The organism is Janthinobacterium salmonicoloratum, assembly GCF_051380845.1.
GTDB classification, from domain to species: domain Bacteria; phylum Pseudomonadota; class Gammaproteobacteria; order Burkholderiales; family Burkholderiaceae_D; genus Janthinobacterium; species Janthinobacterium lividum_F.
Genome location: NZ_JBNYXV010000001.1, coordinates 1,732,682 through 1,747,678, shown reverse-complemented (window position 1 = coordinate 1,747,678; position 14,997 = coordinate 1,732,682). Strand labels below are relative to the sequence as shown.

At 63.7% G+C, this 14,997-nt stretch carries 9 protein-coding genes; 6 read left to right on the top strand and 3 right to left on the bottom strand.

Annotated features, from left to right (window positions below):
• Positions 1-15: 15 nt before the first annotated feature.
• Positions 16-1,326: an amino-acid N-acetyltransferase gene (argA, locus tag ACQ4WY_RS08035; RefSeq protein ID WP_046685875.1), complete on the bottom strand. Its 1,311-nt coding sequence runs from the start codon at positions 1,324-1,326 to the stop codon at positions 16-18.
• A 57-nt stretch (positions 1,327-1,383) separates the two neighbouring features.
• Here argA and hrpA point away from each other — a divergent pair, with 57 nt between their 5' ends.
• A complete protein-coding gene (gene hrpA, locus ACQ4WY_RS08030) occupies positions 1,384-5,595 on the top strand; it encodes an ATP-dependent RNA helicase HrpA (RefSeq protein ID WP_436503552.1) in 4,212 nt (1,403 codons plus the stop codon).
• Positions 5,596-5,654: 59 nt separating this feature from the next.
• On the opposite strand, the gene ACQ4WY_RS08025 is transcribed toward hrpA, so the two are convergent.
• Entirely contained in the window at positions 5,655-6,224 is a 570-nt protein-coding gene (locus ACQ4WY_RS08025) for a PRC-barrel domain-containing protein (protein ID WP_436503551.1), read from the bottom strand.
• Between the two features lie 236 nt (positions 6,225-6,460).
• Here ACQ4WY_RS08025 and ACQ4WY_RS08020 point away from each other — a divergent pair, with 236 nt between their 5' ends.
• The 3 genes from ACQ4WY_RS08020 to ACQ4WY_RS08010 all read left to right on the top strand — a co-directional run bounded on the left by ACQ4WY_RS08020 (position 6,461) and on the right by ACQ4WY_RS08010 (position 11,312).
• Complete coding sequence (locus tag ACQ4WY_RS08020; RefSeq protein WP_436503550.1) at positions 6,461-7,672, top strand: extracellular catalytic domain type 1 short-chain-length polyhydroxyalkanoate depolymerase; 1,212 nt, start codon at positions 6,461-6,463, stop codon at positions 7,670-7,672.
• Between the two features lie 308 nt (positions 7,673-7,980).
• Positions 7,981-9,195 carry an MFS transporter gene (locus ACQ4WY_RS08015; protein WP_353660443.1) on the top strand — a complete coding sequence of 405 codons (1,215 nt, stop codon included), beginning with the start codon at positions 7,981-7,983 and terminating at the stop codon, positions 9,193-9,195.
• An 83-nt stretch (positions 9,196-9,278) separates the two neighbouring features.
• A complete protein-coding gene (locus ACQ4WY_RS08010) occupies positions 9,279-11,312 on the top strand; it encodes a GNAT family N-acetyltransferase (RefSeq protein ID WP_436503549.1) in 2,034 nt (677 codons plus the stop codon).
• Positions 11,313-11,365: 53 nt separating this feature from the next.
• On the opposite strand, the gene ACQ4WY_RS08005 is transcribed toward ACQ4WY_RS08010, so the two are convergent.
• Positions 11,366-12,631 (bottom strand): putative Na+/H+ antiporter, encoded by a 1,266-nt coding sequence (locus tag ACQ4WY_RS08005; RefSeq protein WP_436503548.1) that lies wholly within the window; start codon positions 12,629-12,631, stop codon positions 11,366-11,368.
• A gap of 206 nt (positions 12,632-12,837) precedes the next feature.
• Between ACQ4WY_RS08005 and imuA the strand changes: the two genes are divergently transcribed.
• Both imuA and ACQ4WY_RS07995 read left to right on the top strand, forming a co-directional pair.
• On the top strand, positions 12,838-13,548 hold the full coding sequence (imuA, locus tag ACQ4WY_RS08000; RefSeq protein ID WP_436504414.1) for a translesion DNA synthesis-associated protein ImuA: 711 nt from the start codon (positions 12,838-12,840) through the stop codon (positions 13,546-13,548).
• Positions 13,478-14,965, top strand: a complete 1,488-nt coding sequence (locus tag ACQ4WY_RS07995) for a Y-family DNA polymerase (RefSeq protein ID WP_436503547.1) — start codon at positions 13,478-13,480, stop codon at positions 14,963-14,965. Before imuA ends, ACQ4WY_RS07995 begins: the two co-directional genes overlap by 71 nt.
• The last annotated feature ends 32 nt before the right edge of the window (positions 14,966-14,997 follow it).

The window sequence follows — 14,997 nt, the reverse complement described above, 5'->3', positions numbered from 1 at the left end:
TGCCGGGCTTTTTCTTTACAAGGTTTTAATTAACACCTGCGATTTGCGTTGCCAGTTATACATATGCTGGCGATCCTTCGGCAAATCGTCGACGGTGGCCGGCACGAAGCCCCGCTTCTTGAACCAGTGCGAGGTGCGCGTGGTCAGCACGAACAGTTTGTTCAGGCCGGCGGCGCGGGCGCGGTTTTCCATGTGTTTCAGGATGCGTTCGCCGTCGCCCTGGGCTTGCACTTCCGGGTTGACCGTCAAACATGCCATTTCCGCCATTTTTTGCGCGGGGAAGGGGTACAGGGCGGCGCAGCCGAAGATCACGCCATCATGCTCGATGACGGAGAAATAATCGATTTCCCGCTCGATCAGCTCGCGGCCCCGCTTGACGAGGGTGCCGTCCGCTTCCAGTGGCTCGATCAGCTTGATGATGCCGCCCACGTCTTCGATGGTGGCCTGGCGCAGGCTTTCCAGGTTTTCATGGCTGATCATGGTACCCACGCCATCATGGGTAAACAATTCCAGCAGGGCCGAACCATCCATCGAAAAGGGCACGATGTGCGAGCGTTCGACGCCGTTGTGACATGCCTTGACGCAATGCTTCAAATAAAACGCAGTGGCGTCCGGCAAGAAACCGGCCATCAGCACGGCTTCGGCCTGGTGCGACGACAGTTCGCGGATTTCCACGCCCGTGGCGTCTTCCATCATCGGCGTTTCGGTAATAAAAATCAGTTTGTCCGCATGCAGGGCGATGGCGGCGCTGCACGCCACGTCTTCCATGGTGAGATTGAACGCTTCGCCCGTGGGCGAGAAGCCCAGCGGCGAGAGCAGCACCAGGCCGTCCGAACCGAGGATGGAGTGGATGGTTTCGGCGTCGACCTTGCGCGTGATGCCCGTCAGTTCCAGGTCCACGCCATCGATCACGCCCAGCGGGCGCGCCGTGATGAAGTTGCCTGAAATGATACGGATGGCCGCATGCGACATGGGCGTATTCGGCAAGCCCTGGCTGAATGCGGCCTCGATATCGAGACGCAGTTCGCCGGCCGCTTCTTTCGCGCATTCCAGCGCGGCGATGTCCGTGATGCGCACGCCATTGTGGAAGCGGCCTTCGACGTTACGCAAGGCCAGTTGTTCCGCTACCTGCGGCCGCGAGCCGTAGACAACGGTGACATTGATGTCCAGCGCATGCAGCAGGGACAAATCATGGGCCAGCACCTGCAGCGCCCCGGCGCTGACGAGTTCACCGGGGAAGGCGACCACGAAGGTCTTGCCGCGAAAGGCGTGGATGTAGGGCGCGACTGAGCGCAGCCATTGGACGAATTGGGTAGGGTTTTCCATTAAGCGCATTATAATTCGCTGCGCGATGTGCGCGCTTAAAATACCTGTAAAAAAACAATGTCTTCAGCCAGCAATAAGTCTTCCCCTCCTTCCAACGTTGCAAATGTGCCCGCCAGCGGGGATGTTGCCGCGCCTGCCGCCACGCCTGCGCAGGGCCGCCAGCGCCCGCCCGTGAGCCAGCAAAGGCAGCAGCCGCCGCGCACGGAGCAGCAGAAACAGCAACAGCAGCAGCGCGCGCCGCGCCCGCCGCGCGAGGGGCAGGAAAGCCGCGAAAGCCGTGATGCGGCTCGCGCCGCGCGCGAGGCGGAAAAGGCGTTCCGCAATCCGCTGCCACCGATTACGTATCCGGAAGACTTGCCCGTCTCGGGCCGGCGCGCCGAAATCGCCAAGGCCCTGATGGAAAACCAGGTGATCATCGTCTCGGGCGAAACGGGTTCCGGCAAGACGACGCAGCTGCCGAAGATTTGCCTGGAGCTGGGACGCGGACAGAAGGGCTTGATCGGCCACACGCAGCCGCGCCGTATCGCCGCTTCCTCGACGGCCAAGCGCATCGCGCAGGAACTGGGCACGCCGCTGGGCGAGACGGTGGGCTTCAAGGTCCGCTTTGCCGACACCCTGACCAAGGGCGCTTCCGTCAAGCTGATGACGGACGGTATCTTGCTGGCCGAGACGCAGACCGACCCGTTGTTGAAAAATTACGACACGATCATCATCGATGAGGCGCACGAACGCAGCCTGAACATCGATTTCCTGCTCGGTTATCTGAAACAGCTGCTGCCGCGCCGGCCCGATCTGAAAATCATCATCACCTCGGCCACCATCGACGCGGAACGCTTCGCGCGCCATTTCGGCACGCCGGAAAAGCCGGCGCCCGTGATCGAAGTGTCGGGCCGTCTGTACCAGGTGGAAGTGCGCTACCGTCCAGTGGAACGCGAACAGGTGGCCATGCCCGGTTCGGGCGCGGGTAGCAACAGCGCCGACAAACCGGGACAGAGGACTGCCGCCGCGCGCGAAAAGCGCGACTTGATGGATGCCGTCGTCGATGGCGTGGAAGAACTGTGCCGCATCGGCTCGGGCGACGTGCTGGTGTTCTTGCCGGGCGAGCGCGAAATCCGCGACTGCGCCGAAGCGCTGCGCAAGCACCACCCGCCGCACGTGGAGATTTTGCCCCTGTTCGCCCGTTTGTCGGCCGAGGAGCAGGAACGCGTCTTTAAAACCAGCAATGCGCGCCGCATCGTGCTGGCCACCAACGTGGCGGAAACCTCGCTGACCGTGCCCGGCATCCGTTACGTGGTCGACGCGGGCCTGGCGCGCGTAAAACGCTACAGCTACCGCAACAAGGTCGAGCAATTGCAGGTCGAGCCGATCGCCCAGTCGGCCGCCAACCAGCGCGCCGGCCGTTGCGGCCGCGTGGCTGATGGCGTCTGCATCCGTTTGTACGAAGAGCAGGATTACCTGCTGCGGCCGAAGTTCACGGAGCCGGAAATCCTGCGTTCATCCTTGGCCGCCGTCATCCTGCGCATGAAATCCCTGCACCTGACGGACGTGGAGACCTTTCCCTTCATCGAGCCGCCGCTGGCGCGCGCGGTGGCCGACGGTTATCAATTGCTGCAGGAACTCGGCGCCGTCGATGAAGTCAATAAACTGACGCCGCTGGGCAACAAGCTGGCCAAGCTGCCGCTGGACCCACGCGTGGGCCGCATGATCCTGGCCGCGCTCGATAACGCCTGCCTGACGGAAGTGCTGATCGTCGCCTCGGCCCTGTCCGTGCAAGATCCGCGCGACCGGCCGATGGAACACCAGCAGGCGGCCGACGAGGCGCACAAGAAATTCGCCGATGAAAAATCGGAATTCCTCAGTTACCTGAAAATCTGGCGCTGGTTCGAATCGGCCATCGAGCACAAGAAAACCAACCGCCAGTTGCAGGACAATTGCCGCACGAATTTCCTGTCGCAGATGCGCTTGCGCGAATGGCGCGACGTGCATTCGCAGCTGTTGACCATCGTCAAGGAGCAGGGCTGGCGATTGAATGAGGCACCGGCCACCTACGACAACCTGCACATGGCCTTGCTGACCGGACTGCTGGGCAATATCGGCTTTAAGGGCGAGGACGAGCCGGGCGCGGGCTATCTGGGCGCGCGCGGCATCAAGTTCCACATCTGGCCCGGTTCCTCGCTGTTGAAAAAGCCGGGCAAGTGGATCATGGCGGCCGAGCTGGTCGACACGACGCGTTTGTACGCGCGCTGCGTGGCGCAGATTCAGCCCGAATGGCTGGAAAAAGTCGGTGAGCATTTGCTGAAGAAATCCTGGGGCGAACCGCGCTGGGAAAAACGCTCGGCGCAAGTGACGGCGTCCGAACGGGCGACGTTATATGGCCTGGTGGTGTACAGCCAGCGCCGCATCAATTACGGCAATTTCAATTTGCCGGAAGCGCGCGAAATCTTCATCCGCGACGCCCTAGTGGGCGGCGACTTCGACACGCGCGCGCCGTTCTTTGCACACAACCACAAGCTGATCAAGGATATCGAAAACCTGGAGCACAAATCGCGCCGCCTGGACGTGCTGGTCGACGATGAACTGATCGCCGCCTTCTACGACAAGCTGTTGCCGGCGGACGTGTGCAATGGCGCCGGTTTCGAGAAATGGCACAAGGAAGCCACGCGCGAAAACCCGAAGCTGCTGTATTTGAACCGCGAAGAGCTGATGCGCCACGAGGCGGCTGGCGTGACGACGGATTTGTTCCCGAAGACCATGTCCGTGACGGGCCTGGAAATGGGCCTGACCTACCACTTCGAACCGGGCAGCGTGCGCGATGGCGTGACCTTGAGCGTGCCGCTGTATGCCTTGAACCAGTTGCCGCGCGAGCGCTGCGAATGGCTGGTGCCGGGCATGCTGAAGGAAAAAGTGCATCTGCTGCTCAAATCCCTGCCGCAAAAGCTGCGCCGCCACTGCGTGCCGCTGCCCGACTATGCGGCCAAGTTTTGCGAGCGCGTGCACGAAGCGGGCGTGTTTGGCCGCGGTGACCTGATCGACGCCATCATCGCAGACATCCGCACGCAAATCACCATCAATGTGCTGACGACGGACTTCAAGCCGGAAACCCTGCCTGCCCATCACTTCATGAATTTCAAGGTGATCGACGAGCATGGCCGCCAGCTGGACATGGGCCGCAACCTGGCCACCCTGCAAGCGGAATTCGGCGGCCAGGCGCGCCAGAGTTTCCAGAAGCTGGCCGAAGTGTCGGGCGTGTCCGGCGCGGGTACGCCTGCTGCCCGCGTGGCGGGCGCGCAAGTGGCGTCGCGGCTGCAGGCGCAAGCCCAGGGCGCCGCCGCCAACGCGGCAACAGGCAAGGGCGGCGCGCCGGCCAAGGGAGCGGCTGCCGCTGCGGCGCCGGCGTCCCCGAATGCCACCGTCTCGCAGCACATGGGCTTGACGGGCTGGACCTTCGGCGAATTGCCGGAGTTGCTAGAAATCGTGCAGGGCAAGCTGACCCTGATCGGCTTCCCCGCCCTGGTCGACAAGGGCACGCATTGCGACCTGGAAGTGTTCGATGACCCGACCTTAGCCGCCCGCACGCACAAGGTCGGTTTGCGCCGATTGTTCGCGCTGCAAATGAAAGAACAGATCAAGTACGTCGAGAAAAGCATCCCTGGTTTACAGCAGATGGGCATGCAATTCATGGCCCTCGGTTCGCAGGAGGAGCTGCGCGAGCAAATCATCAACAAGGCGCTCGACATCGCCTGCCTGCAAGAGCCGCTGCCGCTGGACGCTGCCTCGTTTGCCAAGCGCCAGGCGGAGGGCAAGTCGCGCCTCGTTTTGCTGGTGAATGAAATCGCCCGTTTGCTGTCGCAAGTGCTGACGGAATTCCACGGCTTGCCCAAGCGCTTGCAGAATATTCCTACAGCGGCCGCATCCGATATCCAGTCGCAGCTTCAGGGACTCGTGCATAAGCGCTTCCTGACGGAAAACGAGTACACGCAGCTGGCACATTTCCCCCGCTATCTGAAGGCGATCAACGTGCGCCTGGAAAAGCTGCGCGCCGACCCCGCGCGCGATACCAAGTTGATGGCCGAATGGCAATCGGCGGCCGCGCCGTACTTGCGCCAGGCCAAGGACCGCCAGGCCGGCAAGAACACGGACCCGAAACTCGTCGATTTCCGCTGGATGCTGGAAGAGCTGCGCGTGTCGCTGTTTGCGCAGGAATTGCGCACGCCGATGCCTGTTTCTGCCAAGCGTTTACAGAAAGTATGGGAGTCGATGCAGCGGTGATGGCGCCTCTATAAATCTCGCTTAGCTCACTATCGTGTCGGCGTTGCTCACCGTACGGCCTACGTTCTACGTTTATCGAGCTCATCATCGCCGAGCGGTGAAGGCACGCCGTTCTGGCTGCTGCGCGTGCCGGCGCGGCTGCCGCTCATCGAGGTGCCCGACATGCTGCCTTCGCTGCCCGATTGCAGGCTGGCGCCGCCGCGCAGGTCGCTGCCGGATGGCCTGCGGCCCGCTGCCATGACGCTGCTGCCATAGAACGCTTCCATTTGCTGGTTCCAGGCATCGCTGCCCATGTCGGGCCAGTTGTTCTTGTCGAAGCCGGGCGCGTCTTTCAGCTGGTTTTTTTCTACGTCGAGCAGGAAGCGCTTGTTGACGGGGTCCAGGGTCAGGCGTTCCCAGGGGACGGCAAACAGCTTGTCGCCCATGCCCAGGATGCCGCCGAAGGACAGTACGGCATAGGCGATCTGGCCCGTGCGCATGTCGAGCATGATTTCCTTGATGTCGCCCAGTTCCTCGTCGCTGTGATTGTAGACATCGTCGCCGAGCAGGGTATCGGCCCCCATCAGGGCCGGCCCCGGGCCGTCGTGGTTGCTGTACATGCCCAGGATGTCGCGGTCCAGATAGCTCATGGTGTTCTCTCCTCGTGAAGTGCTGATCGAACATCCAGATTACGCATGCGTACAAGGTCGCGCTTGATTTGCGTCAATGGTGCCAGCGGCACTTTATCGGTGTGCAAACGTACGGTGTTGTTCGCCAATTGCGGTACCCTATGCGTTCTACGGAGGAGGCCGCACATGCTGACGATGCAACGATGCAGAGGGATGAACTTGCGGTACGCTCCACCACGGCGTGCGCGCCGCTTGCCATGGTAAAGCCCGCCACCAAATGGCTGCGCGGGCTATTGCGCGCCGGTAAGGCGCAGCAGCGCACGGCGAGCAAGCTGGCCAAGGTGCTGTTCGGGCCCGTGCCGGCCAAGCCCAAGCCCCGCAAGACGGTGAGCAAGTCCGGGGTCAAGACCGTGGTCAAGACCACGAAGGCGAGTCCAAAGCCGCGCGCCAGGCCCGCCAGCAACGTCGTGCCCGCCCTGGCGCCCTTTGCCACGCCCCTGTCGCCGCCACGCGTGCGCAAGCGAACGGCGCCGCCGCCGGGCAAGTGGCTGGCCGCCCACTATGCGCCCCTGCCGGAACTGGGGCAGTTGCCGGGCCGGCGCCTGCCGTATTTCCTGTACTTGCCCGAGAAGGCGCCGAGCGCCGCCGTGCGCAGCCGGGGCCGGCCGCTGCTGGTGATGCTGCACGGCTGTGAACAGAGCGCCACGCAGTTTGCCGAAGGCACGCGCATGAACCGCTTGGCCGAACGCAAGGGCTACGCCGTGCTGTATCCGCAGCAATCGTTGCGCTCGCATGCGCGCCGTTGCTGGAAGTGGTACGACAAGCTGACGCAGGAGGGCGGCGGCGACGTGCGCCTGATCGTCGGCGCCATCGAGCAGGTGGCGGCCCGCTATGCGATCGACCGCGCGCGCATCTATATCTGCGGTATTTCCGCCGGCGCCGGCATGGCGCATATCGTGGCTCTGAATCACCCGCAGCTGTTTGCAGCGCTGGGCCTGCATTCGGGGCCCGTGTTTGGCGCCGGGCATAACCTGATCGGCGCGCTGGGCGTGATGCAGCATGGCGCGAGCGCCCGCGCCGATGCGGCCATCGATGAAGTGCTGGCGCGCCAGCCCGCGTTTCCCCGCCTGCCCACCATCCTGCTGCAAGGGCTGTCCGACAAGGTGGTGCGGCCCATTAACCAGACGCAGCTGGTGCGCCAGAGCGTGCGCGTCAACCGCCTGCCAGCCGATACCGTTGTGACGGCGCAGCGCCTGCCTGGCGGCGCGGCGGGCGGGCGCAATCCGGCCCATGCGTACGCGCTGCACGACTATCAGCTGGGCAAGGAGGTGCTGCTGCGCGTGGCCCAGGTCGAGCACCTCGAGCACGCGTGGAGCGGCGGCGACGCCAGCCTGCCGTTCAACGACAAGGCCAAACCCGACGCCAGCAAGATGCTGCTCGATTTCTTCGCCAGCCACCGCCGCCGATAAGCCAGCGTGCCGCGCGCCGCAACGGCGCGGCAGGCACTGGTACGCATCGTTCTTCCCTTCCTCGCAGAGCCGCGGCAGCGCGCCGGCGCGCTGGCCGCGCCCTTTTCAGCGCATATTTCCAATGCCGCAGCACCATGGGTTTTGCTTGAGTGGTATTGCTGCGGTATTTAAAAATCACAAAAAAAGGCGCTAAAAATAGTAACTGGTATACAATTGGTACACGTTTTCAGTGACGAGCCGTGTCGACCGTCCCATGCCCCGACGACCGACATGCACTGACGGCAGCCACCCACGTTACGGAATGCGCCATGTCCATCAAGTCCAAGCAGTTGCTGTGGTTTTTTGCGTTTTTCCTCGTCTTTGAACTGAATATCTATCTGTCCAATGACATGATCATGCCGGCGATGCTGGGCATCGTCGGGGAGTTCCAGGCAGAGGAGAAATTCGTTCCCTTGTCCCTGAGCCTGTATTTGCTGGGCGGCAGTTCCCTGCAGATTTTCCTGGGGCCCCTGGCCGACACCATCGGCAAGCGCAAGCTGGTATTGACCGGCAATACCTTGTTCCTGCTGGCCACGCTGGCCGTGCCATTTACCACCTCGATCGAGCAATTTCTCGCTGCGCGTTTCATCCAGGGCATGGGCTGCTGCTTCATCTTTGTCGGCTATGCCATGATCCATGAACTGTTCGACGACATGGCGGCCGTCAAGCTGAGCAGTATTCTGTCGAGCACCACCATCCTCGCGCCCCTGGCCGGCCCCATCCTCGGCAGCGCCATCATCAGCCGGCTGGACTGGCGCTACGTCTTTTTCCTCTCGGGCCTGCTGGCGCTGCTGTCCTTGCTGGGCCTGTTCAAGACCATGCCGCGCACGGCGCCGACGGTCACGCGCCCGGACCTTGCCGCCATCGTGCGCAGCTACGCGGCCATTTTCAGCAACAAGCGCTTCATGTTCGGCATGTTCACGGCCGGGCTGGCCACCGTGCCCCTGACGGCCTGGATCGGTTTTTCGCCCCTCTTCGTGCTGCAGGAGATGGGCGCTTCCTACGCCACGTATATCGCCTTGCAATGCGTGATTTTGTCCGGTTTTGTCCTCAGCAGCATCGCCATCCAGCGCCTGCGCCAGGATTTCCCTCTCGTATCCCTGCTTCGCTTGGGCGGGCTGATCGCGGCCGCCGGCATGCTGGGCGCCGGTGCGGGCCGCCACCACGTCGACGTGTTTGCGGCCTGCATGTTTGTCTATTCCATCGGCTTCGGCCTGTTCAATGGCGCCCTGATCCGCAGCGCGATCACGGCCAGCAAGGAATCGATGACCTTGACGACGGCCGCCATGAGCTTGCTCTATTGCATTTATCTATCCGCCTGGCTGCAGCTGTACAACGTGCTGTGCCAGCGCTTCGGCTATGCGCTGGAAACGTATGCGCTGCTCAATATCCCCGTCATCGTGGTCATCGCCGCCTGCCTGCTGCTGTTTACGCGGGGCATGGCGGGGCGCCGGGAAAGCGAGGTGCTGCTCGCCCGGCACTGATGGCGCAACGATGCGCATGTTGTCGACCTTGTTTTACCTCCTGCGAAGTTTATTGACACTCTCCTGCGGAAAATGGTGCGCCCATGAAAATAGATGACCTGGCCTCGAAACACGATCAAGCAAAGATTTTCAACCTGGAATACGAGTTTCGCATCAACCGGCTGAAACTCGATTACATCACCCTGGCCGATGTCCGGCCGGCCGGCAGCGACCTGGAACAACTGGCCGGGGAGCACCAGGCGGGCATCGCCGCCCTGCGCAGCTTTGTCGCCGGCAATTTTACGCATTTCAATGCCGCAAGCTGTTCCTCGCTCAGTTGCATCCCCACGCGGGCGCTCGGCGACGACGAGCGCTACCTGCACCGCATCTGGATGGGCGGGCCGTTGCCAGCCATCGCCTGTGAGGCGATCCAGCAGTGGGGCGCGGCGCTGGATGAGGTGCTGCATAATGGCGGCGCGCCGTATGTCTCCATCCTTTGGGTCTGGGATGCGCAGCAGCTGCGCGATGACGAGCGCTTCAGCCCCACGGGCGGCGCCGGGCGCTACACGATAGGCCGCTACGCCATCGGCGGCACGACCCTGCATATCAACTCGCTGCGGGCGCTGGCGCTGGACTTCGCGCCGGCACGCTTCGATATCCTCGATACCCTGCATACGCAGCGCTACTTCGCCACCTTGTCCGATTATTTCCGCATCCTCATCATGTGCGAATACGGCGGCATGTATATGGATGTCGATACGATCCCGCATAATCCCGCGACGATTTTCCTGATGAAGCCGGAAGTGCCCGATTATTTCCAGCGCAGGGAAGGCGACGGCGAAGAGCGCCAGCATGTCAGCTGGATGAATCTGTTTCTCGATGAAACGGGCATGCTGATCGCCAAGAAGAACGACGCCGCGCTGCGTGTGATCCAGCGCAATGTGAACCTCGCCTATGCGGGTATCGATGCGCAGATTCCCCGTTCCTGCCCGCAATTCGAGGCGCAGCTGTTTGGCCAGTTCTATGCCGAATGGAAGAAAAACCTGGGCGTGACCCTGCTCAGTCATGCCGAGTTTTACCAGCGCTACTGCGTGCTGTATGACGGCGCGCGAGAAGCGGTGGTGGGCGGCATCCGCGGCATGCGCTTGCTGGACGATATCATTACCGATATACACATCCCGCTCAGCGACGAGGAACGGCGCGCGTATGCCCGCTGCGTCGCCAGGCTAGCCGAGATCGACTGGCAACTCGACGATCCTTTGAGCCTGCCCAACATCGTCGACGTGTTCGACATCGAGGAAGTGCCGCGCATGGCGTATGCGGCCCAGCTGCGGGCGGACATCGATCATTTTCACTACTACTCGGTGCTGTCGGACGACCCGCAGCTGGACCGCGTGAATGCCGTCTTTTGTCGCTACCTGCTGGCCCACCGTTCGCAGCATATTGCCGTTGGCAATTTCTGGCGTCCTACCGTGGGCCGCTACGGCAGCCGCATGCCGGCCGCCGGCGATGCCGCCCCGTCCGGCGACGAGGCGCAGGCGGGCTTGCTGTCGCATGCGCCGCTCAAGCTGGTGGCGGGCGAACGGCTGGGCGACGAGGCGAAGAACCGCATGGCGAAACTGCTGTTTGCCACCAGCTACCTTGAATACTGCTCGTTTGGCAATAAACTCAATCTGCAGTTCGTCGAATTGCAGCGGCGGCAAAACATCGACCCGTATCTGGCGCACATCCACGGCCTGCATGACGAGGACGAGCGTTTCATCGGCTTTTTCACGGCCGCGACGATGGCCGAGTTCCAGGCCTGCGGCGCCGTGTCCTATTACCGCGATGACATGAAGGCGCTCGATGATGCGTATGACGCCTTCGTGCTCGCGCATGCGCGCGCCGACGACTGTTTCGTCAGCAGCCTGGCCATCGACGAGAAATACCGGGGCCAGGGCCTGTTCCGGCAGATGTTCCATGAAATCCGCGACCTGGCCAGCCGCAAGGGCTGTGCGCGCATCACCCTGACGGTGTGGGAAAAGAGCGAAGCGCTGCAAGTGTATCTGCACAAGGGTTTTCGCAGCGTGGGCACGTTCGACTATGCCTACAGCCTGTTCTATGACCGCCTGCACTTCCTCGTGTATGAAGGTAACTGAAGGGGAAATCGAGGGGTAACAGGGGGCGGCCGGCAGCCGCCCCGTGCAGCGTCTTACAGGGCCAGGAAGGCCAGGCCCGCCACGGCCGTCGGCAGCAGGGCGCCCGCCAGCAGGCCGACGGCGCCGATCGATTCATCCTTGAAGCCGCGGCGCAGCAGGGCCACGCCGGCCGGGTTCGGCGCATTGGCGATGACGGTCAGGCCGCCGCCGGCCACGGCGCCTGCCATCAGCATGTATTTCGCTTCGTCCGTCATGCCGACGATCAAGGAGCCCAGGTAAGTGAGGGCCGCATTGTCGGTAATCGCCGTCAAGCCCAGGGCGCCGAAGAACAGGGCCAGCGGTTTCAGGCTGGAGACGATGGGCTGCAGCCACCATTGCTGCATGCCGCCCAGTACCACCAGGCCGCCGAGGAAGAAGCCGACCAATAAACCTTCCTTCAGGATCAGGGGGCTTTGATAGCGCTCATACGCCTGCACGAAGCCGAGGAAGAACAGGAACAGGCCGATGAACAGCACGGGATGGTGCGCCAGGGTGACCACGCCTGCCAGCACGATCATGTGCACCAGGCTGACGGCCAGCGGCACTTTTGGCGCTTCCACTTCGCCGGCCTTCGGCTTGATATCGGACGTGTTGCTGTGCAGGTATTTGCGCAGCAGGATGCTCACGCCGGTGGCGTTGATCAGCACGGCGATGGCCGCCTTCCAGCCGAAATGGCTGGCCATGTAGGCGCTATCCCAGTTCCACGTGGTGGCCACCATCAGCACGGGTGGCGCCGCGTACGAAGTGAGGGTGCCGCCGATGGAGACGTTGACGAAGAGCACGCCCAGGGCGCCGTATTTCAGCCATTCAGGGATGCCGGGGCGGAAGATTTGCGGCGCCAGCATCAGCGCGGCCAGGGTCATGGCGGCCGGTTCCGTGATCAAGGAGCCCGTCAGGGGCACGAGCGCCAGGCCCAGCCAGACGAGGGCCAGTTCCGTACGCAGCGGCATGACGCGCGCCACGCCTTTGAGCAGGCGCTGCACGGCGTCAAGCACGGGGCGCGAGGCGGCCACGACCATGACGACAAAGACGAACAGCGGCTCCGTGTACTGGCGCGACTCGGCATACTCGATGGCCGCATCGCCGCCCGAGACAAAGGCCATGATGATGATCAAAATGAAGGCCCAGAAGCCGAACACGACTTCCACTTCGCCCAGCAAGTGCAGCAGGCCAGCATGGCGGGGATGGCGCCGCGATAATGTTTCAAACGACTTGGCGGCAAAGGTGTGGATGAGCGCAAGGCCGAAGACGATGGCGCTGATGATGTGGATGGTGGTCAAATGCGTTTCCTTATGGACGGAGGAGGCCGACTGGTACGTTGCCAGGCGGTAAGGAGAGTGCTTATGGTACAGCAATCGATGCCCAAAACGGGGTTTTTCGGACATGGCGGAACGGCCCCTGCGCTGGTAACAGGCAGATAAACCTTGCCAAAAGACGGAGTGGATAGTACTGTATATGCATACAGTATTCATCTCCATATCCAATGATGCAACATTCCAAATTGATGGCCTCGCCGGAAGCCTTGCACCCGTCTTTATGGCGCGCATCGCAGCTGGGGCAGGGCGCCATGCGCTGCCTGGACACGGGCTTTGCCGCCCTGTCCGCGCAGTTGCCCGGCGGCGGTTGGCCCAGCGGCAGCCTCATCGATCTGCTGGTGCAGCAGCCGGGCAGCGGCGAATTGCGTTTGCTGGCGCCCACGCTGGCGCAGTTGCCGGGCTTGCCCATCGTGCTGCTGCAACCACCGCACCCGCCGCAGGCGCTGGCCCTGGCCGCGCAGGGTCTGGCGCCGTCGCAACTGCTGTGGATAAAGAGCGCCGGCAGCAAGGATGCCTTGTGGGCGGCGGAAAACATCTTGCGTAGTGGCACGTGCGGCGCCTTGCTGTTCTGGCAATCGCATGTGCGCGCCGACAGCCTGCGCCGCCTGCACCTGGCCGCGCAAAGCGGCAACACCCTGTTCTGCATGCTGCGCCCCTTGCATGGCGCGCAGGATGCGTCGCCTGCGCCGTTGCGCCTGTCCGTGCGCCCGGCCGCCGGCGGCATCGAGATCGGCTTCATCAAGCGCCGGGGACCGCAGCGCGACGCGCCCCTGTTCCTGCCCCTGCAACCTCCTTCTTTACTGCTGCGTCATGCGACTCTGGATCGGCCTGTGCCTGCCCCGGCTCCCGCTCGAAGTGTTTTGCCCGCGCTGGTCGGCTGACCACCTGGGCGTGGTGCTGGAGCAGGAGCAAGTGATGGCCCTGTCGCCGCTGGCGCGGGCGGCCGGCATCCGGCCGGGCATGCGCCGCGCGGGTGCGCTGATGCTGGCGCCGCAGGCGCGCCTGCACGAACGTTCCCTGGAGCTGGAAGCGCAGGCCCTGCAAGCGGTGGCGCTGGCGCTGCTGCAATATTCTCCGCTGGTGGCGCAGGGTGAGGAAGCGACCCTGCTGGTCGATGCGGGCGCCAGCCTGCGCCTGTTTGGCGGCGTGCGCGCCCTGTGCCGGCAGATCGCGGCCAGCTTGCGCGCGCTTGGCTACACGGCCCAGCTGTCGTGCGCCCCCACGGCGCGCGGCGCCTGGCTGCTGGCGCGCGCCGGTACGCGCCAGGGGCGCGTGCTGCGCATGGATAGTCTGGTGCGCCGTCTCGACCGCCTGCCGTGCGCCTTGCTGCCGCCCGCGCGCCCCTGGCTCGACTGGTTTGAGGGTATCGGCTGCCTCACCTTGGGGCAGTTGCGCCACTTGCCCCGGCCCGGCTTGCAGCGCCGCTGCGGCGGGGCCTTGCTGGACATGCTCGACGAGGCGCATGGCCACAGCACGGAATTGTTCGTGTGGCTCGAAGCGCCGCCCACGTTCCGCGCCAGCCTGGAATTGTTCGACCGCGTGGAGCACGCCGACGCGCTGCTGTTCGGCGCGCGCCGGCTGCTGCAGCAAATGACGGGCTGGCTGTGCGCGCGGCAATTCGCCGTCGAGCGCATTCAGCTGCTGCTGGCGCACGAGCGGGGCAGGGTGGCGCGCCCACCCACCGTCATCGACCTGGCGCTGGGAGAAGCCGTCTGGCGCGACGAGCACCTGGTGCGCTTGCTCAAGGAGCGCCTGGCGCAGCTGGCGCTGGACGCACCCGTGATCGGCCTGACCCTGGAAGCGCTGCAGGTGCAGCCCATGGCGCCGCCCAGCGATACCTTGTTTCCCGAGCCGGGCGGCACGCCGCAGGAGCGCCAGCGCTTGCTGGAATTGCTGGTGGCGCGCCTGGGCGCCGAGAATGTCTTGCAGGCCGCGCCGCGCGCCGATTACCGGCCCGAGACGGCCAACCAGTGGCTGCCGCTGCCTGCCAAGCCGGGCGGCAAGAACGCGTTGCCGGACTTGCCGCCCGGCTTGCCCGGCATGCCCCGTCCCGGCTGGCTGCTGGCCCAGCCTATCGCCCTGCTGATGCGCGAGCACCGGCCCTTCTATGGCTCGCCTTTGAAAATGGTCTCCGTCGCCGAGCGCATCGAGGCGGGCTGGTGGGGCCAGTCGCAGGCGCGCGATTATTTCATCGCCGAAGGCCTCGACCACGCCCACTACTGGGTCTATCGCGAACGCATCGCCGGCAGCGGGGAAGAGGCCGCGCCGCGCTGGTTTTTGCATGGCCTGTTTGGCTGAAGGGAGGCGGCCAAACAGGCGCTGTCCTGCTG